The organism is Bacillus paramycoides, from assembly GCF_038971285.1.
GTDB lineage: Bacteria > Bacillota > Bacilli > Bacillales > Bacillaceae_G > Bacillus_A.
In genome coordinates, this window is record NZ_CP152427.1 from 4,520,113 (window position 1) to 4,543,614 (window position 23,502).

The 23,502-nt window shown below is 37.6% G+C and carries 25 protein-coding genes; 3 read left to right on the forward strand and 22 right to left on the reverse strand.

The annotated features are described in order from the left end of the window. Window positions 1-67: 67 nt before the first annotated feature. Entirely contained in the window at window positions 68-394 is a 327-nt protein-coding gene (ytxJ, locus tag AAG068_RS23430) for a bacillithiol system redox-active protein YtxJ (protein WP_001057466.1), read from the reverse strand. Beyond that, window positions 394-906, reverse strand: coding sequence for a DUF948 domain-containing protein (locus AAG068_RS23435; RefSeq protein ID WP_080448715.1), 513 nt, complete (start codon window positions 904-906; stop codon window positions 394-396). Before AAG068_RS23435 ends, ytxJ begins: the two co-directional genes overlap by 1 nt. A 187-nt stretch (window positions 907-1,093) precedes the next feature. Here AAG068_RS23435 and AAG068_RS23440 point away from each other — a divergent pair, with 187 nt between their 5' ends. Further along, on the forward strand, window positions 1,094-2,209 hold the full coding sequence (locus tag AAG068_RS23440; protein WP_000654739.1) for an aminopeptidase: 1,116 nt from the start codon (window positions 1,094-1,096) through the stop codon (window positions 2,207-2,209). A gap of 35 nt (window positions 2,210-2,244) precedes the next feature. Here AAG068_RS23440 and AAG068_RS23445 read toward each other — a convergent pair whose 3' ends face one another. The 15 genes from AAG068_RS23445 to AAG068_RS23515 form a co-directional block, all read right to left on the reverse strand. Then, window positions 2,245-2,679 carry a hypothetical protein gene (locus tag AAG068_RS23445; RefSeq protein ID WP_342715992.1) on the reverse strand — a complete coding sequence of 145 codons (435 nt, stop codon included), beginning with the start codon at window positions 2,677-2,679 and terminating at the stop codon, window positions 2,245-2,247. A 16-nt stretch (window positions 2,680-2,695) separates the two neighbouring features. Further along, window positions 2,696-2,878 carry a hypothetical protein gene (locus tag AAG068_RS23450; protein WP_342715993.1) on the reverse strand — a complete coding sequence of 61 codons (183 nt, stop codon included), beginning with the start codon at window positions 2,876-2,878 and terminating at the stop codon, window positions 2,696-2,698. Next, window positions 2,875-3,279: a PH domain-containing protein gene (locus AAG068_RS23455; protein WP_342715994.1), complete on the reverse strand. Its 405-nt coding sequence runs from the start codon at window positions 3,277-3,279 to the stop codon at window positions 2,875-2,877. Before AAG068_RS23455 ends, AAG068_RS23450 begins: the two co-directional genes overlap by 4 nt. A gap of 77 nt (window positions 3,280-3,356) precedes the next feature. Beyond that, window positions 3,357-3,848 (reverse strand): GNAT family N-acetyltransferase, encoded by a 492-nt coding sequence (locus tag AAG068_RS23460; protein WP_342715995.1) that lies wholly within the window; start codon window positions 3,846-3,848, stop codon window positions 3,357-3,359. After that, window positions 3,845-4,393, reverse strand: coding sequence for a GNAT family N-acetyltransferase (locus tag AAG068_RS23465; protein WP_342715996.1), 549 nt, complete (start codon window positions 4,391-4,393; stop codon window positions 3,845-3,847). The genes AAG068_RS23460 and AAG068_RS23465 overlap by 4 nt, the downstream gene beginning before the upstream one ends. A 223-nt stretch (window positions 4,394-4,616) precedes the next feature. After that, complete coding sequence (gene murC, locus AAG068_RS23470; RefSeq protein ID WP_342715997.1) at window positions 4,617-5,927, reverse strand: UDP-N-acetylmuramate--L-alanine ligase; 1,311 nt, start codon at window positions 5,925-5,927, stop codon at window positions 4,617-4,619. Between the two features lie 252 nt (window positions 5,928-6,179). Continuing rightward, window positions 6,180-7,298 (reverse strand): nicotinate phosphoribosyltransferase, encoded by a 1,119-nt coding sequence (locus AAG068_RS23475; RefSeq protein ID WP_071726009.1) that lies wholly within the window; start codon window positions 7,296-7,298, stop codon window positions 6,180-6,182. A 61-nt stretch (window positions 7,299-7,359) separates the two neighbouring features. Further along, complete coding sequence (locus AAG068_RS23480) at window positions 7,360-11,328, reverse strand: DNA translocase FtsK (protein ID WP_342715998.1); 3,969 nt, start codon at window positions 11,326-11,328, stop codon at window positions 7,360-7,362. Between the two features lie 155 nt (window positions 11,329-11,483). Continuing rightward, window positions 11,484-12,440: an N-acetylmuramoyl-L-alanine amidase gene (locus AAG068_RS23485; protein ID WP_342715999.1), complete on the reverse strand. Its 957-nt coding sequence runs from the start codon at window positions 12,438-12,440 to the stop codon at window positions 11,484-11,486. A 38-nt stretch (window positions 12,441-12,478) separates the two neighbouring features. Continuing rightward, a complete protein-coding gene (locus AAG068_RS23490) occupies window positions 12,479-12,823 on the reverse strand; it encodes a thiamine transporter (RefSeq protein WP_342716000.1) in 345 nt (114 codons plus the stop codon). A 217-nt stretch (window positions 12,824-13,040) separates the two neighbouring features. Further along, complete coding sequence (gene ytpR, locus AAG068_RS23495) at window positions 13,041-13,655, reverse strand: YtpR family tRNA-binding protein (RefSeq protein ID WP_342716001.1); 615 nt, start codon at window positions 13,653-13,655, stop codon at window positions 13,041-13,043. Further along, on the reverse strand, window positions 13,652-14,464 hold the full coding sequence (locus tag AAG068_RS23500) for a DUF1444 domain-containing protein (protein WP_000784603.1): 813 nt from the start codon (window positions 14,462-14,464) through the stop codon (window positions 13,652-13,654). The genes ytpR and AAG068_RS23500 overlap by 4 nt, the downstream gene beginning before the upstream one ends. A gap of 78 nt (window positions 14,465-14,542) precedes the next feature. Continuing rightward, a complete protein-coding gene (locus tag AAG068_RS23505) occupies window positions 14,543-14,857 on the reverse strand; it encodes a thioredoxin family protein (RefSeq protein WP_000838193.1) in 315 nt (104 codons plus the stop codon). An 83-nt stretch (window positions 14,858-14,940) separates the two neighbouring features. Continuing rightward, window positions 14,941-15,450 (reverse strand): DUF84 family protein, encoded by a 510-nt coding sequence (locus AAG068_RS23510; RefSeq protein ID WP_342716005.1) that lies wholly within the window; start codon window positions 15,448-15,450, stop codon window positions 14,941-14,943. A 280-nt stretch (window positions 15,451-15,730) separates the two neighbouring features. After that, window positions 15,731-16,804, reverse strand: a complete 1,074-nt coding sequence (locus tag AAG068_RS23515; protein WP_342716006.1) for a M42 family metallopeptidase — start codon at window positions 16,802-16,804, stop codon at window positions 15,731-15,733. 148 nt (window positions 16,805-16,952) lie between these two features. Between AAG068_RS23515 and AAG068_RS23520 the strand changes: the two genes are divergently transcribed. Then, window positions 16,953-17,264 (forward strand): PepSY domain-containing protein, encoded by a 312-nt coding sequence (locus AAG068_RS23520; protein WP_342716007.1) that lies wholly within the window; start codon window positions 16,953-16,955, stop codon window positions 17,262-17,264. 174 nt (window positions 17,265-17,438) lie between these two features. Here the strand turns inward: AAG068_RS23520 and AAG068_RS23525 are convergent, their stop codons facing one another. After that, window positions 17,439-18,293 carry a YtnP family quorum-quenching lactonase gene (locus AAG068_RS23525; protein ID WP_342716008.1) on the reverse strand — a complete coding sequence of 285 codons (855 nt, stop codon included), beginning with the start codon at window positions 18,291-18,293 and terminating at the stop codon, window positions 17,439-17,441. Between the two features lie 69 nt (window positions 18,294-18,362). Continuing rightward, complete coding sequence (trmB, locus tag AAG068_RS23530) at window positions 18,363-19,016, reverse strand: tRNA (guanosine(46)-N7)-methyltransferase TrmB (protein WP_001239381.1); 654 nt, start codon at window positions 19,014-19,016, stop codon at window positions 18,363-18,365. A 232-nt stretch (window positions 19,017-19,248) separates the two neighbouring features. On the opposite strand from trmB, the gene AAG068_RS23535 reads away from it, so the two are divergent. Beyond that, window positions 19,249-19,527: a YtzH-like family protein gene (locus AAG068_RS23535; RefSeq protein WP_016118745.1), complete on the forward strand. Its 279-nt coding sequence runs from the start codon at window positions 19,249-19,251 to the stop codon at window positions 19,525-19,527. Between the two features lie 3 nt (window positions 19,528-19,530). Here AAG068_RS23535 and AAG068_RS23540 read toward each other — a convergent pair whose 3' ends face one another. The 3 genes from AAG068_RS23540 to thpR form a co-directional block, all read right to left on the reverse strand. Next, window positions 19,531-20,328: a phosphotransferase family protein gene (locus AAG068_RS23540; RefSeq protein ID WP_342716009.1), complete on the reverse strand. Its 798-nt coding sequence runs from the start codon at window positions 20,326-20,328 to the stop codon at window positions 19,531-19,533. Between the two features lie 229 nt (window positions 20,329-20,557). Continuing rightward, a complete protein-coding gene (gene pulA / locus AAG068_RS23545) occupies window positions 20,558-22,699 on the reverse strand; it encodes a type I pullulanase (protein ID WP_342716010.1) in 2,142 nt (713 codons plus the stop codon). Window positions 22,700-22,836: 137 nt separating this feature from the next. Continuing rightward, window positions 22,837-23,382, reverse strand: a complete 546-nt coding sequence (thpR, locus tag AAG068_RS23550) for an RNA 2',3'-cyclic phosphodiesterase (protein ID WP_342716011.1) — start codon at window positions 23,380-23,382, stop codon at window positions 22,837-22,839. Window positions 23,383-23,502 lie beyond the last annotated feature (120 nt).

Here is a 23,502-nt window from a genome sequence, read left to right on the forward strand (position 1 = left end):
AGTGTACCATTAAATATATTTCAACAAAAACAAAAAAAAGAAGCAAGCACCTTTCGCTTGCTTCTTTTTACTTAATATTCTCTTCTAAAGCATCTTTTTTAATGTTCCAATGAGACGTATTCCATACTACCATCCCATCTTTTATGTATAACACTTGCGGAGATTCATGTTTAATGCTGTACTGTTCTGCAACACGATTCGAAACATCTCTCGCGTCTTGTACGTATAAGTAATACGCTGGTACCGCTCTTTCTTCACTGCAATACGCTTGAAATTCTGTATAGGCACCATGACTAATGGGGCATGTCGTACTATGTTTAAAAAGAACATAAGGTTCGTTTTTTTCTACTAATACTTCAAGCTCTTCAATTGTTTCAAGTTTTGTCATATTCATTACGATTCACCTCTCATACGAAGTCTAGAGCGCTTCTCTTTCTTTTCAGCTTTTTTCTCAAGCCTTTCTAATTTACGCTCTTCTTTTTCAATCTTTTTCTCTTGTCTTGACGCACGATAATGATTGTATACTTCAATTGCTGCGCTACTCCACTGTACAACTTGCGCTACTTTATCCGCATTATTTTCAATTTCGTCCGTAACAGACTCTGATACATTACGAAGTTTCGTATTTAAAGAATGGATTGTCGTTCCAATTCCATCTACACCCGATACTACTTTATTTAATGATTGTGACTTCTGTTGAATATCATCAGCTAACGCATTTGTTTTATGTAATAATTGCTCCGTCTCTACGCTAATCCCTTGCATTTGCTTTTCTAAACCTTCTAACGTGCTTGCGACGTTTTCTAACGTCTTCTGAACCGATAACAACGTTCTGCATACATATACTACTAATACAGCGAAAGCAACCGCGATAATAGCCGCACTTACATATAAAAGAACTTGCATTTCATCACTTCCTTTATCTTTTTCATACTTTCCCCTATTATACAATCATTTTCCGTTTCGTTCTAATCCCTATCTTTTCATTAGAATTTTCATACTTATTCGTTAACTTTAACATAAATGATTCAACAAATTCCACTAAGTAGGTTACAATAGGAGAGGATACATAATTAGTAGGGAGGCTTTACATATGAAAGATCCACGCATTGAAAAGTTAGCATACAATTTAATTAATTACTCTATCCGCTTACAAAAAGGTGAAAAAGTATTAATTGAAAACTTTGGCTTACAAAAAGAACTTGTAACTGCACTTGTAAAAGAAGCATATGCAGCTGGTGGTTTCCCATTTGTTTCTCTAAAAGATCATCAAGTAGATCGCTCTTTATTAATGGGTGCTACTGAAGAACATTTTGAACAAATCGCTGCATATGAAGCAAGCGTAATGAAAGATATGGACGCTTATATCGGTCTTCGCTCTGGCGATAACATTAACGAACAAGCTGATGTACCAAGTGAAAGAATGCAAATTCACGGTCAAACAGTTGGTAAGAAAGTTCATAGAGACATTCGCGTTCCAAAAACACGATGGGTTGTTCTTCGCTACCCAAATGCTTCTATGGCGCAGCTTGCTAAAATGAGCACAGAAGCTTTCGAAGACTTCTACTTCGAAGTTTGTAACTTAGACTACGGTAAAATGGATAAGGCGATGGATAGCCTTGTTACATTAATGAATAAAACAGATAAAGTTCGTCTAACTGGTCCTGGAACTGACTTAACATTCTCTATTAAAGACATTCCAGCTATTAAATGCTCAGGTCATTTAAACATTCCAGACGGTGAAGTATATTCTGCACCAGTTCGTGATTCTGTTAACGGTACAGTTTCTTACAACACACCATCTCCTTACAACGGTTATACATTTGAAAATGTACAACTTAAGTTTGAGAACGGTCAAATCGTTGAAGCAACTGCAAACGATACAGAACGCATTAACAAAATCTTCGATACAGACGAAGGCGCACGCTACGTTGGTGAGTTCGCAATCGGTGTAAACCCATACATCTTACATCCAATGGGAGACATCCTATTCGATGAAAAAATCGATGGCAGCTTCCACTTCACTCCTGGACAAGCTTACGACGATGCATGGAACGGCAACAACTCGAACATTCACTGGGATTTAGTATGCATCCAGCGCCCTGAATACGGCGGCGGCGAAATTTACTTTGACGACGTACTAATCCGTAAAGACGGACGCTTCGTTGTACCTGAATTAGAAGCCCTAAATCCAGAGAACTTAAAATAATAATAAAAACGCTCGGAATGTTCTCCGAGCGTTTTTTAATACTTTAATAAGTCTTTCGCCACATCTTCTGGCACTTTAAAACTCATCTTCTTATTTTTCATTTCAACTTCAACATACGGAACATCTTTATATACTTTCATCGTACCTATTTCATGTAATTCCTTTTTATCTTTACTCGACTCTGATAATTTTGTTGTATCCTCTTGGTACATTTTAAATGTTTTCCCTTGCGGAGTATCTAAAGGAGCCGACTGCATTTCCCACTTATCCATTTTCATGACTTCAAACAGTTTCTCAATTTCTTTCTTATCAGTAATTACTTTTTTCTCACTTGAATCAGTAAGTGATTCAATTTCAACCTTTTGTGCCTTATCAAAGTTCATATCAGCCGTATCCTTCTTCGCACTACACCCTATTACAAGAAAGGATGCTGTTAGCAGAAATATAAACAACATACAGATTTTTTTCATTTCTAAACCTCCTGTACTATATAGAGCTACTTTTCTCACTTTTTGTTTGCTGAAAATGAAAATAATATAAAAGCGCCACTGCGATAGTACCTATTAATATTGGTACATATAAGGGCAAATCCCATTTCATATATACTCTAGTACAGCCAACAAACACAAACAAAATTTCCAAACAGAATAAAGGTTTTACATATTTCATTTTTTACCTACCATTTCTATTTTCACATGTGGATTCTCTTGTTCTACAAGCGATAAAAACCGCTCCATTTGTTGCGGCATCGCCACCATATGTACTTTGTATGCATCCGTCGTAATTTCAAGGTATTTCCCAACTTGACGAATGATTCTTATCTCTTTCAATACGATATCATCATTTAAAATGCCGTACTTTAATACACCATTTTCTACTTTATGCTGTTTAATAAATACTTCCCAAACGAGTGGCACATTTACAAGGAAGCATAAACCCATTCCATTTAACGCTGACATCCACTGCTCTTTATTTGTGACAATCATGACAAGTGGATATACAAACATAAAAGCTAACGTGAGACAAACGAAAATGACTACTGACTTACTTCTTTGAATCGGAAAGTTCATACACGCATCCCCTCACCTAAATTATACCACTTTTTCCTATTTTAGTTCATAAAAAAAGGCCATTTCTGAATGACCTTTTACACAATGTACCTATAAAATTTCTTATCTACCTCTAACACTGGAAAATTTTTCGGCAACTCGTCTATACTCACACTTTGAAAACCATTCTTTTCATAAAAGCGATGCGCTGCTAAAAATTTCAGTGTCGTTCCTAAGTAAATATCTTTCAGCTTTTTATTCTCAGCCCACGAAATTGCTGTTTGGAGCAACTTATGTGATGCGCCCCACTCTTTTCCGCGAAATTCTTTTTTTACGAACATTTTTCTTAACGCTACTTGATCGTTCCCAATATCTAATAAAGCTACTGTTCCAACTACTTTATCATTATAAGTTGCTACCCAAAAGTTCCCATGATTCCTTTGATAAAATGTTCCTATTTCAAGCAAGTCTGGCTGCTCTTCTTTCGTAATGGAGACATTGTACTCTTTTTGCTGAATATGAACGATAAGATCTATTACTTCATCTTGAAACGTACTTTCATACGGAATAATGCGTATCTTCTCGTTCATCGAATCTCCTTCCATTCTGAAGCTAGTAAACTATATACAGCGATATCGTGAAAATGATCATATAGCCATTCATCATCTCTTAAAATACCATCTAACTTAAAACCTAAACGCTCTGGAATAGCGCGACTTTTCGCATTTTCAACACCGCATCTAATTTCCATTTTATTTAATTTTAAATTCTCAAATGCATAGTGAAGTACAGCCTTCACACTACGCGTCATAATGCCTTTCCCGCCAGCATCTTCTGCAAGATAATATCCAAGACTTGCCGCTTTCTTCCCCCAACTTACCGGGTGAATGCCTACCATCCCAACGAGCCTTCCTTTATAACGTATACCACTTTCAAAACCGTCTCCCTCTGCAAACTTCTTTAACCACATCGGACAAATCTCATCATACGCACCAGCAGATTTCGTCCCATCTACCCAAGGAAGCCATCTTCGTAAATGATTACGGTTTTGGTCTATTAATTGATATAGTTCCTCTTTATGATGCTTCTCTAATAACTGTAATTCGATTTCATCGTCTACTCGAAGTGTGAACATGTTTTTTAGCTCCCCTTTAGTTTTCTTATTATTCTAACACTTATAGATGGAAATTGTTAAATATTCACACTTTATTTTGAATTTTGTATGTGAATCAACACTATATATATTCTTATTAAAACAACTATACAAAAAAAATGAACAATACCAACATATCAACGCTTTTTAAAATATATCGAACACAACAAAAAAAGACGCACAGCTAAGCTATGCGTCTTTTCTATTACTTCTCTGCGACTTGAACTTCTTTTACGTAAGCTGCTTCGAATTTTTGGATGTCTCCTGCGCCCATGAAGATTAGAACGCCGTTTTTATGTTTCTTTAATACATCCGTTGTTGTATCTGTAATTAGTTCTGCACCGTCAATACGCTTTTGCAGATCTTCGATTGTTAATTCACCTTTGTTTTCACGTGCTGATCCGAAAATATCACATAAGTATACTTGGTCAGCTTTGCTTAAGCTTTCAGCGAACTCATCTAAGAACTTTTCTGTACGTGAGAATGTATGTGGCTGGAATACAGCGACAACTTCACGCTCTGGATGTTTTTGACGAGCTGCTTCAATCGTTGCATTAATTTCTGTCGGATGGTGTGCATAGTCATCAATAATAACTTGCTCTCCCATTGGCTTTTCATTAAAGCGACGTTTTACGCCTTCAAAAGTTGTTAGCTGATGCTTAACTGCTTCTACATCAACGTTTTCATAATGGCAAAGTGCAATTACTGCTAATGCATTTAATACGCTGTGATTGCCGTATCCTGTAATTTTGAACGTGTCATAGTACGTATTACGAACGAATACATCGAAAATAGTACCATCTGTTCTCTTTTGAATGTTACGTGCTTGGAAATCATTATCTTCTCCAAATCCATAGAAAATAACAGGTACTTTCGCTTGAATTTTTTGAAGTTCTTCATCATCTCCACATGCAATAATGCCTTTTTTCACTTGCAATGCCATCTCTTGGAATGCACTGAATACATCATTGATATCTGTGAAATAATCTGGATGATCAAAATCAATGTTTGTCATAATCGCATAGTCTGGATTGTAAGACAAGAAATGACGACGATACTCACAAGCTTCAAATACAAAATACTTACTATTTTCTACCCCATGCCCTGTTCCATCTCCAATAAGGTAAGATGTAGGGTGTGCACCTTGCATTACATGGGCTAACAAACCAGTTGTTGATGTTTTTCCATGCGCACCAGTTACAGCAACACTTGTGTATTGGTTCATAAGGTCACCTAAGAAGTGATGGTAACGATGTACTGGGATGTTTAATTCTTTTGCTGCTTCAATTTCTTCATGCGTATCAGGAAATGCATTTCCTGCAATAATCACTTGTCCTTCTTTTACATTATTTTTATCAAAAGGAAGGATCGAGATATTGCGCTTTTCCAACGCTGTTTGTGTAAAGAAACGCTTTTCATAATCAGACCCTTGAACAGTATGCTTCATGTCATGAAGAATTTGCGCTAATGAACTCATTCCTGTTCCTTTAATTCCTACAAAATGGTAAACTGTCATCTTAAAGAACCTCCAACATTTCGAACTAATACAACGGCCTATCTATAAGACAGTATATGAATCTTTTCTTATTTTGGTAATCATCATACATTTTTGATGTAGTGAAGTTATTCTTCCCTTCACTTATCAGGATAAACTCGTACGTACTTCTTTTTTATGTCCATAATAAATCCATTATAGCAAAAAAGAAGCCGCTATACTATGATAACAGAAAAACTGATAGGGTCAATCACCTATCAGTTTTTCTCTCTTTTACATATCTTCTCTTTTTTCTAATTGAACACGCTCTAAACGTGGGTTTGGACGATATTTACGACCAGCTTTCGCTTCTGGTTTTCCATTTAATTCTACGTTATCACCAGTAAAGCCAATATTCATTTTTAATAAGCTACTTCCTACTCCGTATATATCAACAGGTACGTTTTGAGCTTCAAATTCACGAATACGCTTCTCATCAAATCCACCAGTTACAACGATGTCTACATGCTGGAATCCTTCTTCATCAAGTGCTTTACGAAGTGCGAATACAAGCGATGGGTTTACACCACGTGGATCGAATGTTCCAAGTACTTCTGGGTGACGAATGAAGTATTGATCAATCATCGTGCGCGACGTATCTACACGTACACCTTTTAATGTTGATCCAAATTCACGCGCTACGCGAAGTGCATCTGTAATGACATCATTGTTGTAATCAATTAATACAACTAATTCATCTTCTGGGAATTTCTTATGATATGCTTTTGCCGCTTCCACAACATCACCATTAAACATTTGAATTAATGCATGAGGCATTGTCCCCATACCACTTTTGCCCCACCATTCATTCATCGCATGTGTCGCTTGTGCGCTCATACCGCCGATGTATGCTGCATAGCCGTCACCAGCTTGTTGTGTATAATGATCGTCACGGTCTCCCATGAAAATAACTGGTTTTTCTTTATCTACGCTACGCGCAGCTTGGACAACGTTATATACGTTTGTCGCAACTGATGTACGACGAGCTAAAATCCCGTCAATGACACCTTCTAAAAATCCGAAATTTTCATAAGGACCATGAATTGTTAACACTGTTTCAAACGGACTAATTTTATCGCCATCTTTTAAAGAGTTAATTTCAAGTTCCTCAGGATTTTTAGCGAATGTTTGTAACAACGCAATCACTTCATCTGTTCCGCAAAGAACTGCATTTTCCTTTTGGAAAAATTGCATCGTTACAACACTTTTCGGGCGAAATTCTTCAATGATTTCTCTAGTCTTTAAAAAGTAAACGGCAGAGAACCAACCTTCTCCAACGCGTTCGTCAAATTTAAATGTTCTATTTGTTAGTCTATTTATTTCACCTTTTAATTTTAATTCAATTTCTTTCATGTCGCTTTACTCCCTACTTTACTATCCAACATTTTCTCTTAGTATACAGCAAAACCGTTTACTATACATTTGTTTCCTGCATAGCAGCGAATTCATCCTCAGAAATAAGGACATCTCTTGGCTTCGTTCCTCTTGCTTCAGAAATAATTCCTTGCGATTGCATCTCTTCAATGAGACGTGCTGCGCGATTATAACCGATGCGGAATTTTCGCTGTACAGAAGATGTGGACGCTCCCCCTTGTTCTACAACAAATTGACATGCTTCAAAGAACAATTCGTCTTCCGATTCAGCCTGTTCTGTTTTCGCTAATAAATCCTCTTGCTTAAATAAGTAATTCGGCTTCATTTGCTTTTTCACATGATCAACTGTCTTTTCAATCTCATCATCCGATACATATACACCTTGTACACGAACAGGCTTAGATGTACCGTTCCCTAAGAATAACATATCACCACGACCAAGTAATTTCTCCGCGCCACCAATATCGATAATCGTACGCGAATCAACTTGAGATGATACAGTAAACGCAATACGCGTTGGAATGTTTGATTTAATTAAACCTGTAATAACATCTACAGATGGACGCTGCGTCGCTACTAATAAATGAATACCACAAGCACGTGCTTTTTGCGCAATACGACAAATCGCTTCCTCAACATCACCAGGTGCTACCATCATTAAGTCGGCTAACTCGTCAATGACAATAACGATATAAGGTAATGTTTCTCCCGGAATTTCTCGCTCACTTACAATCGTGTTGTAGCGAGTTAAATCACGAGCACCTGCATGCGCAAACAATTCATAACGGCGCTCCATTTCTTCAACTGCCCACTTTAATGCAGCTGTCGCAGCTTTTACATCCGTAATAACAGGTGCGACAAGATGAGGAACAGAATTGTATGGTGCAAGCTCAACCATCTTCGGATCAATTAACATTAACTTCACTTCATGTGGTTTCGCTTTATATAAAATGCTCGTTAAAATTGCGTTAATACACACACTTTTACCAGAACCGGTTGCACCCGCAATCAGTCCATGCGGCATTTTTCGAATATCCGTTACAATTGGATCACCTGAAATATCAAGTCCTAGCGCAACTGTAAGCGGCGATTCGCTCTTCGTAAACACAGGACTTCTTAAAATTTCACGAAGAAATACTGGCTTACTTTCTTTATTTGGAACTTCAATTCCAATGGCACTCTTCCCTGGAATCGGTGCTTCAATACGAATATCTTTCGCAGCTAAGCTTAACTTAATATCATCACTTAAATTTGTAATTTTATTTACTTTCACACCTGGGTCTGGCTGTACTTCAAAACGAGTGACTGCCGGACCTTGCGATACATTAATAACATGTGCGCCAACGTGGAAATTATTAAACGTAGTATTTAATAATTCTTTCTGTTCTTCCAGCCATTCCGTATTATCTAACGCTGCTTGCTGCGGAATCGACAGCAATGTTAATGGCGGAACTGCATATGTCGGTGGTGTTTGCAATACATTTCGCATATCGTTCTCTCTTTGATTTACAATATATGCTTTCTCTTGTACTTCCGTACTTGAAATTGGCTTTTGTACTTGCTCTGCCACTACTTGTTGCATTGGTTTTTCTTCTACTTGTGGTTCTTCCGCTACTTGCTGCATTGGTTTTTCTTCCACTTGTGATTCTACTACCACTTGTTGCACTGGTGTTTCTTCCACTCGTGATTCTACCACCACTTGCTGCATTGCTGTTTCTTCCACTTGTGGTTCTTCCGCTACTTGCTGCATTGGTTTCTCTTCTACTTGTGGTTCTTCCACTACTTGCTGCATTGGCTTCTCTTCCACTTGTGGTTCTTCCACTACTTGCTGCATTGGTTTTTCTTCCACTTGTGGCTCTACTACCACCTGTTGCACTGGTGTTTCTTCTACTTGTTGTACAGGCTTATTCTCTACTCGTTCACTCATAGAAGATTGCATTGCATTTGCTCTAGCCGCATGTCTTTCCATTAATCTCGTTCTGTCTTGTTTCAACATAACAACATTGAATGGTACGTGACGCTTTTTCTCACGTTTTGGTTCTTCTTTTTGTACAACTGATGGCTCTTCTGCGACCGGTGTTTCCTCTACAACTTGTTGTTCTTCTGCAATCACTGCTTCTTCTACAACTTGTTGTTCTTCTGCAACCGGTGCTTCTTCCACAACTGGTTGTTCTTCTACAATCCCTGATTCTTCTACAACTTGTTGCGCTTCTGCGACCGGTACTTCTTCCACAACTGGTTGTTCTTCTACGATCACTGCTTCTTCTACAACTTGTTGCGCTTCTGCAATTAAAACATCCGCAAAGTTTTGAACATCTTTCTTCGTTTGTTCATCAGCCTCAGCAACATGTATGAATTCATTCTTTTGTTCAATTGCTTCATTTAACACCATTTCTTGCTGTGTTTCCTCAAGTGCTACAGGTTCTGCTTCTTCTGGCGCTTCTGTTTCCGCAACTACTTCCACTTCTTCTGACTCTTCCGCTTCTGCAACTACTTCCACTTCTTCTGCTTCTGCAACTACTTCCACTTCTTCTAACTCTTCTGTTTCCGCAACTACTTCCACTTCTTCTGACTCTTCTGCTTCTGCAACTACTTCCACTTCTTCTAACTCTTCTGTTTCCGCAACTACTTCCACTTCTTCTGACTCTTCTGCTTCTGCAACTACTTCCACTTCTTCTAACTCTTCTGTTTCCGCAATTACTTCCACTTCTTCTTGCTCTTCCGTTTCCGCAATTACTTCCACTTCTTCTGACTCTTCTGCTTCTACAATTACTTCCACTTCTTCTGACTCTTCTGCTTCTGCAATTACTTCCACTTCTTCTGACTCTTCTGCTTCTGCAATTACTTCCACTTCTTCTGACTCTTCCGCTTCTGCAATTACTTCCACTTCTTCTGACTCTTCTGCTTCTGCAATTACTTCCACTTCTTCTGACTCTTCCGCTTCTGCAATTACTTCCACTTCTTCTGGTATTTCCACAATGATTGTTTCTTCAAGTTTTTCTTCTGCTTTGACGATCACTGATTCTTCTGGAGATTGCTCTTCTACTTCAATAGTAGGTTGTTCTATTTCTGTATTACGTTTAATTTCTTCTGATAATATTGTATCCTCGTGCTCTACTTTAGAATCTACTAATTCCTCTTGTAGAATGTTTCGGGCCACTACATCACTTTCTTGCTTCGCATCTTCCATACGCTCAGCACCTGTTTCATGAAGTAATTCAGCCGCTGGAACTTCCTGCGGTGCACTCATTTCTTGAACCACTTCTTTTTCTTCTACTATAGGCTCTTGGCGTTCAATTTCATAACCGTTTTTCTCTAACCATTGATCGACAACTGACTTTTCTTCCTTTTTACTTTGTTGATCTTGCTGATCAACTCCTTTATGACTGGAAGAAGTCTGTGCTTGTCCTTCTGAGAAATGAGATAATGTATATCCTTTTTTCTCTAACCATGCATCAACGACTGATTTGCCCTCTACAGATATTTCAAGGTCTTCTCTTTCCTTTTCTTCCTCCTGCTTTTCTACCTTTTTCTCTACTGAAGGACGATTATATCCGTAAATTGGCGAAATCATTTCTGTTGGACGAAATGGTCTACGGTTACTTTCTTGCGTAGGTGCAGATGCTTTCTTTACGACAGGCTCTCGCTCCGGTTCATATTGCATTTCCGGCTCTTCATATGTAGAAATTACCTTCTCCACATACTGTCGTCTACTTCTTTCCACTTTGATTCCTCTTGGAGTAGGCTGATTTTCATATGTTACAGCTTGAACAGGTTGTTCTTCAAAATGCCCTGTTTCTATAACATCCTCTTCATCGAACCCATTATCCGGTACTAATGGAAAACGGCATTTACCTGCATTCCTACTTGCCATTTGTGCTTCTCTTGCTTCAGTGTAGTGGTTTACACGAGGAATTTTCGGCTGACTTTCAACTTGCTTTGGTACTTCTTTATTCATCGCTGTTTGTTCTTCCTCTTTGTTAAACAGCTTTTTCATCCAATCTAACATGCTTACCACTCTTTCTACTAAATAGTAACATCCTTTATTGTATCAGCATTCGGCAAAAAGTGCAGGTAAAATTAAGCATGTCATATTTATCCATAATATTCTAATTTACGAGTGTTTTCATACGGAAAAACGCACCCTTACATGTAAGACTGCGCTTAAGCTTTACTCTTCCGATATTCATCTACACTATCCGTTACACTTTGCAATAAAGAATTTACATACTGCGGGTCAGATAATTTTTTATCTTCTTCAGGGTTTGACATAAATCCAAGTTCTAATAGTACGCCAGGTACTTTGGACCAATTAAATCCAGAAAGATCATCCCTAAATTTAATTCCATTTACTTTCACTTGCTGATTCTCTCTCATTTTATTTACAATCGTTTGAGAGATTTGAAGACTTTCCGCATAAATCTCTTTCGTATACGGACTTCCTTCTGCCGATGTCAATACAGCAAATCCACTTTGATTTGGATTTTCAGAACCATCTGCATGAAGACGTAAAAATAAATTTGCCTTATGATCATTCGCCAATGTCGCACGTTCTTTATTACTTATATCAACATCTTGTGACGTTCTCGTCATTAATACTTGCATTCCCTTTGCTTCTAACTTTTCTTTTAATACAAAAGCCATTTCTAATACAAGGGCAGCCTCTCTTTTTTTCGTTACAACACCAGTTGTACCATCTGTCACTTTATATTTTTGCTTCGCTGCTCCTGGCCCAATCGGTTCTAAATTTAAATTCGCTTTTTGTTGATGCCCCGGATCAATAACAACGAGAAACTTTCCTTGCTTTTCATTATTCTCTACTTTTTGTTCATTACTTTGCAGCGGTTGCTCAGTTGGCTGCACTGGCGTCGATTCCTCTTTCTTTTCTTCGGCCGGCACTTCCTCCTGCTTCTGCTCTACTTGCTCATTCGTTTGAACTGCTTGCGGTTCTTCTTTCTTTTCTTTTTCTTCTTGCTGCTTTTCTACCGGTGCGTCTTCCTTGTTATCTTTGATTTTTTCCTTCATAGAAGATGTTACTTCTTTTCTCGGCTCTTCTTGCGAACAACCTCCCATATATATTCCAATGCATGCAATCATGCTCATTATTTTTATATACTTCATGCTTTTCTCCCATCACTTTGCACCGGTCTCAAAGTTTTTTATAATTGTTTTATAATCTCATCCATATTTCCAATATGAACGGGTCGCCACGTTTCTGTACCACGCTCTGCCGTATAAACTAAATACGCATCATCAGCCACATTTACGAAAACCGGATCCCCCATATCTGTTTCATATCCGATAACAATCCACTCTTCTTTCCATTTTCCATGTTCTTCACTTATTAACGAATTTTTATGTTTATCATATCGATAACCAATTTGTCCTTTTTCTAATTCATTTTCACTAAACAAATATATTTCATAAAAACCTAACTCGATGTCTTGCTGTTTTGAAGTTTCAATTCGTTTCAGAAGTTCTGCGATTTTTAGTTGTTGTTTCATACGTCTATCCCCTTCTATTTTTCTAAATTTTAACTAGATTGTTTATAAAATACAATATAGATTTTAAGAAAAAAAGTGACATCCTTATGAATGATTCCCTGAATATATCTATCACAACTCGCAATATATCAACGATTCGACACAGGATATCGACTTACTGACAAAAAAACAAAAAGAGAGGTTATCCAAAAGGACAACCTCTCTTTTCTTATATCAATTAAAATTTAAACTCTTGTCCAACTTCAAAGCTATCTTCTAATACAAGAATACCTTTTTCTTGTGGAGCATCTGGAAGCTCTAATTCACGTGCTGAGCAAATCATTCCAGCAGAAGGAACACCGCGAAGTTCAGCTGGTTTAATTAACATACCGCTTGGCATTACAGCGCCGATTTTTGCAACGACAACTTTTTGTCCTGTATCAACGTTCGGTGCGCCACATACGATTTGTAATGTTTCTGTACCGATTTCTACTTTACAGATGTTTAACTTATCAGCATTTGGATGCTTCTCTTTTTCAGCTACATAGCCTACAACAAATTTTGGAGAAAGATCCGCTTCTACTTTTTCTTCAAAGCCGTTCTTCGCTAAAATTTCGTTGATTTTTTCTACAAGTTCTTTTGTTAATGTTAAGTTACCTGTTTCTTTTACTTCTAAGTAAGAAGATGCATTAAAGATGTTGAATCCTGCTGTTTCGTTGCTTTCACGATCGTATACGCGTGCAACATCTCCTTTGCGATCAAAAGTACGGTTCTCTAAAGTAATATCTTGTAAGGCAACAATTAGAGTGTCACCAATTCCTTCAAGGTTGTAAAAAACGTTCACTTCGTTCATCCTTTCTCTTTTCCATCTGTCTTCTTCCGATTTTTCGCTAAAATAAAGATTGGTTCAAAGTCCCCATCTTCATATACGAATGAAAGTGATGTAATCGGAACATGCCCTTCGGCAAAAAATTTCATTGTCATTTGTGCAATAATATCATAACCGATTTCGTTGACGATATCAGCAATAATTAATACATCTTGGTGAGGAACAGCAACAACCATGTCACCAGAAATTTTTTCACGCATCGATTGTAGTAATGATTCGTTTAAAATACGCGTCGCATCATACCCATCATTTGTGTTTAAAAAGTAGAATGTATTACCTGCTACTGTGTCTTGTTTAAATTCATAACCTAATGAGCGAGCGTTGAATAATGCCATTTCACGCACTTGTTGCTCTGTAAGCCCTAATTTTTGTAATAAACGCTCATCAATTAAACGATATGTTTTATTCGAATCTAGTGCATAGTAAATACGTGTTTCCGCCGTATGATCCGTCATAATGAACGGATTTCCTTCTTCTGCTTGTTTCGGGAAAGAAGTAGAGCGAATAACAGGTAAAATTTTCGCCGCGCTATTTTCTTCTTTATGCATCGCAATTAACGCTTCTTGTACGTAATAGGCAACCTCTTCAATCGCCTTTTCTTTATTCACTTCCCATTTTGCCACAACTCCTGGAAGCGATACGTTAATACCCTTTTTCGAGTCTTTCTGTTCTATACGTAGAACTTCTTTCTCGCTATCATACTGAAAGTCCCATTCCGGGCGAGATAATTTCTTCATTAACTCGTCTTTCATCTTTTTACTTGTCATCTTCATCTCTTTTTCCTCCCTTCCAAAAAAATAACCTCCCCCGCGAAGGTAGAGGTTGTTTTACAATTCAATTGGCAAATTGCCTTATTTTAAACCTTCAATGAACTCTTCGATTTGTTCTTGTGTTTTACGATCTTTGTTTACATAGCGACCTGTTTCTTCACCTTTATTGTACGCTACAAAGCTCGGAATGCCAAATACGTCTAATTTCACGCATAGATCAATAAACTCATCACGATCTACATAGTAAAATGAGAAATCACTATATTTCTCTTCTACTTCTGGCATAAATGGGTCTACAAAACGGCAGTCTGGGCACCATTCCGCTGAGAACATAAAGACTACATTCTCTTCATTTTTTAATTGTTGGAATTGCTCCATGCTTTCTAATGATTTCATCTATATTTCCTCCTCTAACGAGTGCAGTTTTTCATGTTATAATCTTTCTTTTATACTACCATACATCGCGCACGGTGCAAGGTTTATGCTTGCTTTTCGCCATACTTATATTGCCCAACAAGTAACTTAACAACGTGTACAAATAATTCCGTACGGTCGACGTAATCATCCGTAAAAATACCGATCGCACCTTCGTGACTGCGAATATCTTTTCTCTGCACAAACTCTTCCATCACTTCACTTAACTCTTTGCCATCTTCAAGAGGGGCTAAAAAATCATCTGGTAACTTAATACGTGCCCCGCCTGCAACGAATGTTTTACCGTCACTTGTTGCTAACGCGCCCCAGTTACACATAAATAAACCATGCTCTGTTTTCATTACACCGCCTTCTAATCCAATACCAATTTGAGCTTCTCCTTCTTGCAGCGCTCGCTTCGCTCTATTAACCGCTCCTTGCATCGTCTCTTCATCCGAAAACGGCTGGTTTGCTACTCCTGAAGGAACAGAAAGAGATGTAATTGTAGCATCTTTCCAAACCTTCTCCACAGCTCCAACTTTCGTTTTATTCTTCGATCCAACTACTACTTTCATTTCATTCACCTCTATAAAAATTCATCATCTTACTTTAATCAAGTTATTCTTTATACATGGGAGCACCGTCACCACACACCACTAAGTCATCCCTTCTACTTAAAAAAGAAGACGGATTCCCTCATCATTGCTGTATTCGAACTCAAAATGCAGCCTTCCTCTCACTTCCTACCCCGAGTTTTAATGCCTCACGCGAGAATCAATTAGGCACTAACCGCTTCCACATATGGATGAGTCATCTATTCAACCTAAAAAAAGAAGGGTTTTTCGCCCTTCCTCCTTACGCGTTATTCTTAATTGTTTCTAACGTCGTTTTATCCGTCGCTCTTACAAGCTTCGTAATGAGTTCTTTCGCTGCCGCATAGTCATCAACATGTAAAATAGAAGCATGTGTATGAATGTAGCGTGCGCAAACACCAATTACTGCTGATGGGATACCTGAGTTACTTGTATGTACACGGCCCGCATCTGTACCACCTTGTGAAATAAAGTATTGGTACGGAATGTTGTGTGTTTCTGCTGTATCTAAAATGAATTCACGCATTCCTCTATGTGTTACCATCGTACGGTCGTAAATACGAAGAAGAGCACCTTTTCCTAATTGACCGAACTGCGTTTTGTCACCAGATGCATCATTTGCTGGACTTGCATCAAGCGCGTAGAAAATGTCTGGTTGAATCATATTTGCAGCAGTTTGTGCACCACGAAGACCTACCTCTTCTTGTACAGTCGCACCAGAGTATAATGTGTTTGGTAATGTTTCGTCTTTTAATTCTTTTAATAATTCAATTGCAAGGCCACATCCGTAACGGTTGTCCCAAGCTTTCGCCATAATTTTCTTTTCGTTTGCCATCGGCGTAAACGGGCAGATTGGCACGATTTGTTGTCCTGGTTTTACACCAATTTCAATCGCATCTTCATAGCTATCTGCACCTATATCAATTAACATATTTTTTATATCCATCGGTTTTGCACGTTGCGCGTCACTTAATAAGTGAGGAGGAATAGAACCAACAACCCCAACAACAGGACCATTCTTCGTCATAACTTGTACACGTTGCGCTAATAGTACTTGGCTCCACCAGCCGCCTAACGTTTGAAAACGAAGCATTCCATTTTTCGTAATTTGCGTAACCATGAAACCTACTTCATCCATATGACCTGCTACAAGAACACGTGGGCCAGTTTCGTCCCCTTTTTTCAGACCAAATACGCTACCTAAACCGTCTTGTACAATTTCATCCGCATATTTGCTTAATTCTTGCTTCATACAACGGCGTACATCATGCTCAAAGCCTGATGCACCTTGTAATTCTGTTAACGTACGAAATAATTGTAATGTCTCTTTATTCACGAAGTCCCCTTCTTTCAAACCTTAGTAGAATACCTCTTTTATTGTAACGAAATTTTCGAAATGTTTCTAGTTTCTTCTTTTTTAGCTGTATTTGCTTTATAATTATTATCGGTACACTATTTTTATTTTATAGAATTGAGGTGAATATATGAGCTGGAAAGGTTTAGTAGCAGGTCTTGGCATTGGATTTGCAGCTGGTTATCTTGTTGCAAACAAAGTCCAAGAACAATCCCATATTTCTTCAGAAAAAGCATTGAAAATGGTGAAACAAGCATTAAGTCATAAAGGTGAAATTACTGGCTCTTGGGTACATATGGTTCCAGAGACATTTGAAAAATATGATGTCGCATACGAAGTTTATCGCGGCGGTCTTACAACGATGTTAGATGATATACAAGAACGATTTGAATTTTTAGTTGATGCTAAAACAGGTACTGTTTTAGAGGTTATAGCAGCATAAAAAGGAGGGTTCCCATTAGGTGAACCTCTTATTTTTTAACTGTGGATAATAATTGAAATTATATCGGCGCAACTCAGTTTATATCAGCGATTATTGAAATATATCGCCTTACCGACAAACAACGAAAACAAAAAGGAGACTGCCCCAACAAACTGCTGGAACCTCCTCCTCTTTTTATGCTTCTATACTCGTTTTCCGCTCTATTTTTTCTACGATATGCCCTTCTTCATTCCACTTTACTGCACGGTAATACGCGTCATGATAAAACGTAAACCAAGCATCTTTTTCAGCGCCGTATTTCATCCACTTTTGCTTATTTTCAATTGATGTCATCGGATAATCATCATAGGCCATTACCCATAATACATTTTGATGTGCGTGCGTCGGTAATAGGTCTGCTAAATGAAGCATCGTTTCCCCTTGGCTTTCTAAAGCAATAACTGCATGTCCATCACTATGACCGCCTGTATGCGCCATTTTTATTTCATCTGTAATTTCTATTTCTTGCTGGAATGTAACAACTTGATCTGCAATCGGCTCCCAATTTTCCTTCCAATATGTATTACGTGATCTAATATTTGGGTTCCTCATTTCATTCCACTCTGTTTCACTTACGTAAACTTTCGCGTTCGGAAACGCCGGTATAAGGTGATCACCTTCCCATTTTGTTAAACCAGATGCATGATCAAAATGAAGGTGCGTCATTAAAACATAGTGAATATCTTCAGGCTTTAATCCTAGTTTTTCTAATGACTCATAAACCGATGATTCTTCTGTTACACCTTGATTCCGCTTCATCTTCTCATTCAATTTCCCGTTTCCTATTCCGGAATCAATAAGCATATTTCCGTTTTTCGTTTGCAAAAGTAACGGATCTGTTCGTAAATAAATATGATTTGTATCATTATGTTTATACTTACGTGACCAAAGTACTTTCGGCACGACACCAAACATCGCTCCCCCGTCTAAATGTGTGTTTCCGCCTTTTAGCCACGTCACTTTTATATCTCCAATTTGTAACTGTTCCATTTTTCTTCCCCCTTTCCTTTTAATACTAACATAAAATTCTGATTATTTCGGTTACAAAAAACCTATGCATTACTGCATAGGCTCTGTACGATATTTTGCTTCTACTCGGTAAATACGATGACCTTTACTAGAGAATTTCTCTTCGTACTCAGTCATGATATTACCTTCATAATCACTATTATGAAGATCTAGGCTAAGGTAAGTTAATAACATACCATACTCAGCCATACTCATTAGAGAGTATTCAAATAAACCTTGGTTATCTGTTTTGAAATGAATTTCTCCGCCTTCTACTAACACTTCTTCATAATTGCGTAAAAACGTTTTATACGTTAAACGACGCTTCGTATGACGTTTCTTTGGCCATGGATCTGAGAAGTTTAAATAAACGCGATCAATCTCACCTTTTGCAAAGAAAACTGTTAAATCTTCAGCATCTTTATTAATTAACTTTAAGTTCGGTAATTCTTCTTCAATTAATTTATCAAGTGCATCTACAACAACACTTGTGAATTTTTCAATTCCAATATAATTAATATGAGGATTCGCTTTTGCCATATCATACATAAAGCGGCCACGACCTGTACCTACTTCAATATGAATTGGTTGTTCATTTCCAAATACTTCTTTCCAGTTACCAGCGCGCTCCTCTGGGTTTCCGATTACGATATGTGAATACTCATTAATTCGATCCATTGCATATGGTTTATGTCTTAAACGCATAGATGTCTCCCTCTCTTTACATAGCTATTTTAAAGGAATAATTCCTTCTCTCTGTTTTAATCAATCTACCAAACAAAAAACCAAGTACGTACGAGCACTCGGTCCGTTTCTTTCAAGTATAAGATGTACCATTTTGATAAAAACTACATACAGCATTAAACATTCCATGACGAAACAGCTTTTTCTCTTACATTTCTAGAAAGAGAAAAACCATCGAAAGGATGATCCGTTCATGCCAATTAATCAACAACATCAATTAGAAGTGCTGAAAGATATTTTAGTCAATCACCAAAGTGATTGTTGCGGGACAGTTTCTGAATGCGAGCAATTAGAGCGTCTCATTCAATCGTTACTCGCAAACGATAATGTAAGTAGTGACGCTAAAGCAATGCTAAACGATGTATATTCTTATAGTCAATCGGGTAAATCTTCCTCTAATTTGGACAACCACATTTCCAATAATCAAGAACAGCTTACTCAGTGGATTGCTGGAATGGACAATTTTTCTTAAGTATTACTCTGAAGCAAGTAGTTGCTGTAAATATTGATGCCAATATTCAGCTTCTGCTTGCTGCTTTTTTGTTGTATGCCATTGAATAGACAAAATCGTTTGTGCTATTACATACCATCTCATACGCCTAAGCAGCGATTCATCCATTTCAATATCATAATAACCGAGCCACTCACTCCACTCGTGGCGGGGAATGTACCAATATAATAACATACCAAGGTCTAGAGCTGGGTCAGCAATTACAGCTCCATCCCAATCAATTAAAAACAACTCATCTTCATCCGACAATAGCCAGTTGTTATGGTTTACATCACAATGGCATACAACGAATTCATTGTATTCAATATCTTTTAATGAATCCATTAAATATTGAAGGCCTTGCTGAATTGTTTCATCATCCCTTATATCTCCTCTTAAAACGAGTTGCAGTTGTTGTAATAACTCTTGTGCGTGAAGCGGCTGCTTCCCAAGTCTTTGAATCATCTGTACAAGCGCTTTAGAGGAGTGTATTTTCTTCAAAAGTTTCGCAACACGTTCTAGTTTCATATCCTCTGGCTCTAGCTTCTGTCCCGGAAGCCATTTTTGAGCAGAAATTACATCACCGTTCGTTACCCTTCTTGTCCAAAGTAATTTTGGAACAATTCCTTCTGCTGACAATACCGCTAAAAAGGGCGATGTATTCCGCTTTAAAAATAACTTCTGTTGTCCGTTTTGCGCAATATATGCATCGCCCGTTACTCCACCAGCCGGTACAAGACTCCACTCTTTTCCTAATAATTGTTCCAACCATTCCATATTCATTACCCGTTAACAAATCCTTATCTTTTATAGTTATGAAAAGAAAAACCGCAACATTTCTACACATGTTGTGGATTCATATATATTTTACTGTAAATGAAAAGAAATTTTGGCATAAGCCAAAAACTCTCTATTTTATTTTACAAAACCAGTCATAGAATGACAACTTATCAAAATCGTCACCTTTGTCAATTCTACATTTATTACATTCTCATCGTCAAGTAGCGATTTGTCACATTATCGTCAATATATACGTGCTAATTGGAGCGAGCCTAAGTTCCTTTCCTCTAAATGAAGAAATTGGCTCTATTTTCGCTTGCTTTTCGTTTACTAACACATGCCACGTTTCTTCTTTTGGAAGTTGCACCGTTTTAGCTTCTAAACCGCTATTAAATAAAACGACAATCTCTTTCCACGGTCCGAACGATTCTGCATATTGCAGGTGATATGCAAGTACTTCTGGAGATGTTTGCAAAAAAGTCATGTGTTTTTTTATAAGGTCTGCGTTTTGTAATCGGAACGCTCCGTGCTCTTTACGAATTGCAATTAAACCTTTTATATAGTTAACAGTCTCTATCTCTTTCTCTTTTCGATCCCAATCTAATTGATTAATTTCATCATTTGCATTATAACTATTTTCATTTCCTTGCTTCGTACGATAAAACTCTTGCCCAGCATGTAAGAAAGGTATACCTTGTGACAGAATCACCATTGCACTCGCTAGCAGGTGCCGTTTTTTCAAAATCTCTTCTGACTCTTCATTACTGCGCATTAGTTTATCCCACATCGTCATATTGTCATGACATTCTACATAGTTAATGCTTTGCACAGGCTCTAAAAATAAACCTGTTTCTTTCATACTCAAAAGGCTTCCTGCTGCTATATACTGCAAATGATTACAGTCTACATGCCCACCAAATGCAAAACCGCGCTTATTTATATGAAAGGTACTCCCTTTTATTCCATCACGAAATTGATCATTAAATTGCGCAAGATGCGGCATTTTCTTTGCATTATTTAGCGTTGCTTTTTCCTCTAGAGGAAGTGGGGTTTGTAGATCCCATCCTTCTCCTAATAGCAATGCATCTCGTTTTATGTTTCGCACTTCTTTTTCTATTATGTTCATTGTATCAACATCTAAAATTCCCATTAAGTCGAATCGGAATCCATCAACATTGTATTCAGTAAGCCAATATAAAATAGACTCTACAATGAATTTTCTCATCATTTTTCGTTCAGATGCTATATCGTTCCCGACTCCCGTCCCATTAGAAGGCATACCATTTTCACCATGACGAAAATAATATCCTGGGACAAGCTTTTCAAATGATGATAGCTCTCTTTCATAAACATGATTATATACAACATCTATAATTACTCTAATGCCGTGTTCATGAAACGTTTCAATTAACTGTTTACACTCTACTATCCTGTTATACGGGTCAGATGGATTTGTAGCATAATATCCTGTTGGCGCATTGTAATATAATGGATTGTACCCCCAATTATAGGCAGAAGAAGGATTCGCCTCATCTACAGCACCGAAACAATATAAAGGCAATAATTCAACATGTGTAACGCCTAAATCTTTTATATGAGACAAACCTGTCAATGTCCCATTTCGCCCTGTTGTTCCTTCTTCCATTAGCCCTTTATACGTTCCTTTTTTACTCACTCCACTGTTCGGATGAATAGTAGCATCACGAATATGCAGTTCATACAATACGGCATCTGTCATTGCTTGTAATGGTGGTAATTGCTCTCGTTTCGTTACAGTCGTCTTTTCTAAATCAATAACAATGCCATACTTCCCATTTACAGTCACTGACTTTGCGTAAGGATCCACCGCTTCGTTCCATATTAAATTAATACAAACAAGAAATGTATACTTTTCCCCAGCTAAGTCGCCCTGTAATGTATGAGTCCAAACTCCATTTTCTCCTCTATACATTTCATAATCGGTATATTCTTTATCACTTTTATAAATTCTTACTTTCGCAAGTCTCGCAGTTGGAGCCCACACTTTAAATGTCGTTTCTTCCTTTTGGTGCACTGCCCCTAAATCGGTGCCTTCGTAATAATACTTTTCATCAAAAATCGCTGTTCTTATGACAGCACCTATTTGTAAATCCGTTTCTTCATTCCGTTCATCTCGTACTGTATAATATTTCCCCACATCCAGCGGCTCTTCTATAAAGCACTCATACTTCGTTGCATCTGGAAGCGCAATTGTATGAGCAATCGGTAACTCTTTCACGTTACTTCCTTCTTGCAAGCGAAATGTCCGACTTGTTCCATACGCATGTGGGAGCAAAATTGTAATTTTATTCATTTCATCTAAATAGGCATCAAATGGACGTTTTACTTTCAACATAAAAAAATCACCATCATTCTTAAAGTTAAATGAAACGAGCTGCAAATGATAAGGCTATTCTTATCAGCAAGACTCTATACAGTAACACATTATTCTTTATAGTATATTCACCTGTATAAAAAACGTTTTCATACATTCTATTTTTGTAATTTTATTTCAGCAATTGCTTTATATTTCGGTGTCTCCTTCACGTGAGACTCGTATAGAGTAATCGTATCCGCTTGAAATGATATTTCAGGCACTTCCTTTATATGTTCTAAATCGAAATTTTCTTCTCCTACCCATTTACGGGCAACAGTAATATGCGGATGATACGGGCGCGTGTCTAAAGAAAATCCATTCCCTTCACAAATAGCTTGTATTTGCTTTTGTACTTGAAACAAATCGTGATTCTCGCTTACCTTCGCCCAAAAAATACGTGGCCTATCTTCCATACCAAACGTTGAAAATCCTTGTAACTTGAACGATAGTTCATTTGTTTCTGTAAGTGTTTGTAATCCATTCTGTATTCCCTCTAATTGTTCCTCTGTCGCACTCCCTAAAAATGAAAGGGTAATATGATAGTCTTCTTTATGTACCCATGAACGAAATGGTAATTCTCCCTGCATTTCTTGTTTATAGTTAGACAGCACTTCTTTTATATGATTTGGTAAAGTGATTGCGACAAAATAATGCGGCTTCATGTACATCTTCTCCTTCTTTCTATTGTTGCTTTTCTTTCTTATCTCATTCCATTAAAAAGAATCAAACTCCCCTACAAGTCTAACCAAGTTCAGGTCGCGTTAATAGATGAAATTATATCG

What these genes read in the sequence shown, in the direction of transcription:
- AAG068_RS23455 (WP_342715994.1), bottom strand. Translation starts at nt 3,279, where the DNA reads ATGAACTTTCCGATTCAAAGAAGTAAGTCAGTAGTCATTTTCGTTTGT.
- AAG068_RS23445 (WP_342715992.1), bottom strand. Translation starts at nt 2,679, where the DNA reads ATGAAAAAAATCTGTATGTTGTTTATATTTCTGCTAACAGCATCCTTT.
- AAG068_RS23500 (WP_000784603.1), bottom strand. Translation starts at nt 14,464, where the DNA reads ATGAAGATGACAAGTAAAAAGATGAAAGACGAGTTAATGAAGAAATTA.
- thpR (WP_342716011.1), bottom strand. Translation starts at nt 23,382, where the DNA reads ATGAAGCCGCATTATTTTGTCGCAATCACTTTACCAAATCATATAAAA.
- AAG068_RS23460 (WP_342715995.1), bottom strand. Translation starts at nt 3,848, where the DNA reads ATGAACGAGAAGATACGCATTATTCCGTATGAAAGTACGTTTCAAGAT.
- AAG068_RS23510 (WP_342716005.1), bottom strand. Translation starts at nt 15,450, where the DNA reads ATGAAAGTAGTAGTTGGATCGAAGAATAAAACGAAAGTTGGAGCTGTG.
- AAG068_RS23525 (WP_342716008.1), bottom strand. Translation starts at nt 18,293, where the DNA reads ATGGAACAGTTACAAATTGGAGATATAAAAGTGACGTGGCTAAAAGGC.
- murC (WP_342715997.1), bottom strand. Translation starts at nt 5,927, where the DNA reads ATGACAGTTTACCATTTTGTAGGAATTAAAGGAACAGGAATGAGTTCA.
- AAG068_RS23520 (WP_342716007.1), top strand. Translation starts at nt 16,953, where the DNA reads ATGAGCTGGAAAGGTTTAGTAGCAGGTCTTGGCATTGGATTTGCAGCT.
- AAG068_RS23450 (WP_342715993.1), bottom strand. Translation starts at nt 2,878, where the DNA reads ATGAAATATGTAAAACCTTTATTCTGTTTGGAAATTTTGTTTGTGTTT.
- AAG068_RS23485 (WP_342715999.1), bottom strand. Translation starts at nt 12,440, where the DNA reads ATGAAGTATATAAAAATAATGAGCATGATTGCATGCATTGGAATATAT.
- ytpR (WP_342716001.1), bottom strand. Translation starts at nt 13,655, where the DNA reads ATGAACGAAGTGAACGTTTTTTACAACCTTGAAGGAATTGGTGACACT.
- AAG068_RS23540 (WP_342716009.1), bottom strand. Translation starts at nt 20,328, where the DNA reads ATGAATATGGAATGGTTGGAACAATTATTAGGAAAAGAGTGGAGTCTT.
- pulA (WP_342716010.1), bottom strand. Translation starts at nt 22,699, where the DNA reads ATGTTGAAAGTAAAACGTCCATTTGATGCCTATTTAGATGAAATGAAT.
- AAG068_RS23505 (WP_000838193.1), bottom strand. Translation starts at nt 14,857, where the DNA reads ATGAAATCATTAGAAAGCATGGAGCAATTCCAACAATTAAAAAATGAA.
- AAG068_RS23535 (WP_016118745.1), top strand. Translation starts at nt 19,249, where the DNA reads ATGCCAATTAATCAACAACATCAATTAGAAGTGCTGAAAGATATTTTA.
- ytxJ (WP_001057466.1), bottom strand. Translation starts at nt 394, where the DNA reads ATGAATATGACAAAACTTGAAACAATTGAAGAGCTTGAAGTATTAGTA.
- AAG068_RS23490 (WP_342716000.1), bottom strand. Translation starts at nt 12,823, where the DNA reads ATGAAACAACAACTAAAAATCGCAGAACTTCTGAAACGAATTGAAACT.
- AAG068_RS23475 (WP_071726009.1), bottom strand. Translation starts at nt 7,298, where the DNA reads ATGAAAGAAATTGAATTAAAATTAAAAGGTGAAATAAATAGACTAACA.
- AAG068_RS23465 (WP_342715996.1), bottom strand. Translation starts at nt 4,393, where the DNA reads ATGTTCACACTTCGAGTAGACGATGAAATCGAATTACAGTTATTAGAG.
- trmB (WP_001239381.1), bottom strand. Translation starts at nt 19,016, where the DNA reads ATGCGTTTAAGACATAAACCATATGCAATGGATCGAATTAATGAGTAT.
- AAG068_RS23440 (WP_000654739.1), top strand. Translation starts at nt 1,094, where the DNA reads ATGAAAGATCCACGCATTGAAAAGTTAGCATACAATTTAATTAATTAC.
- AAG068_RS23435 (WP_080448715.1), bottom strand. Translation starts at nt 906, where the DNA reads ATGCAAGTTCTTTTATATGTAAGTGCGGCTATTATCGCGGTTGCTTTC.
- AAG068_RS23480 (WP_342715998.1), bottom strand. Translation starts at nt 11,328, where the DNA reads ATGTTAGATTGGATGAAAAAGCTGTTTAACAAAGAGGAAGAACAAACA.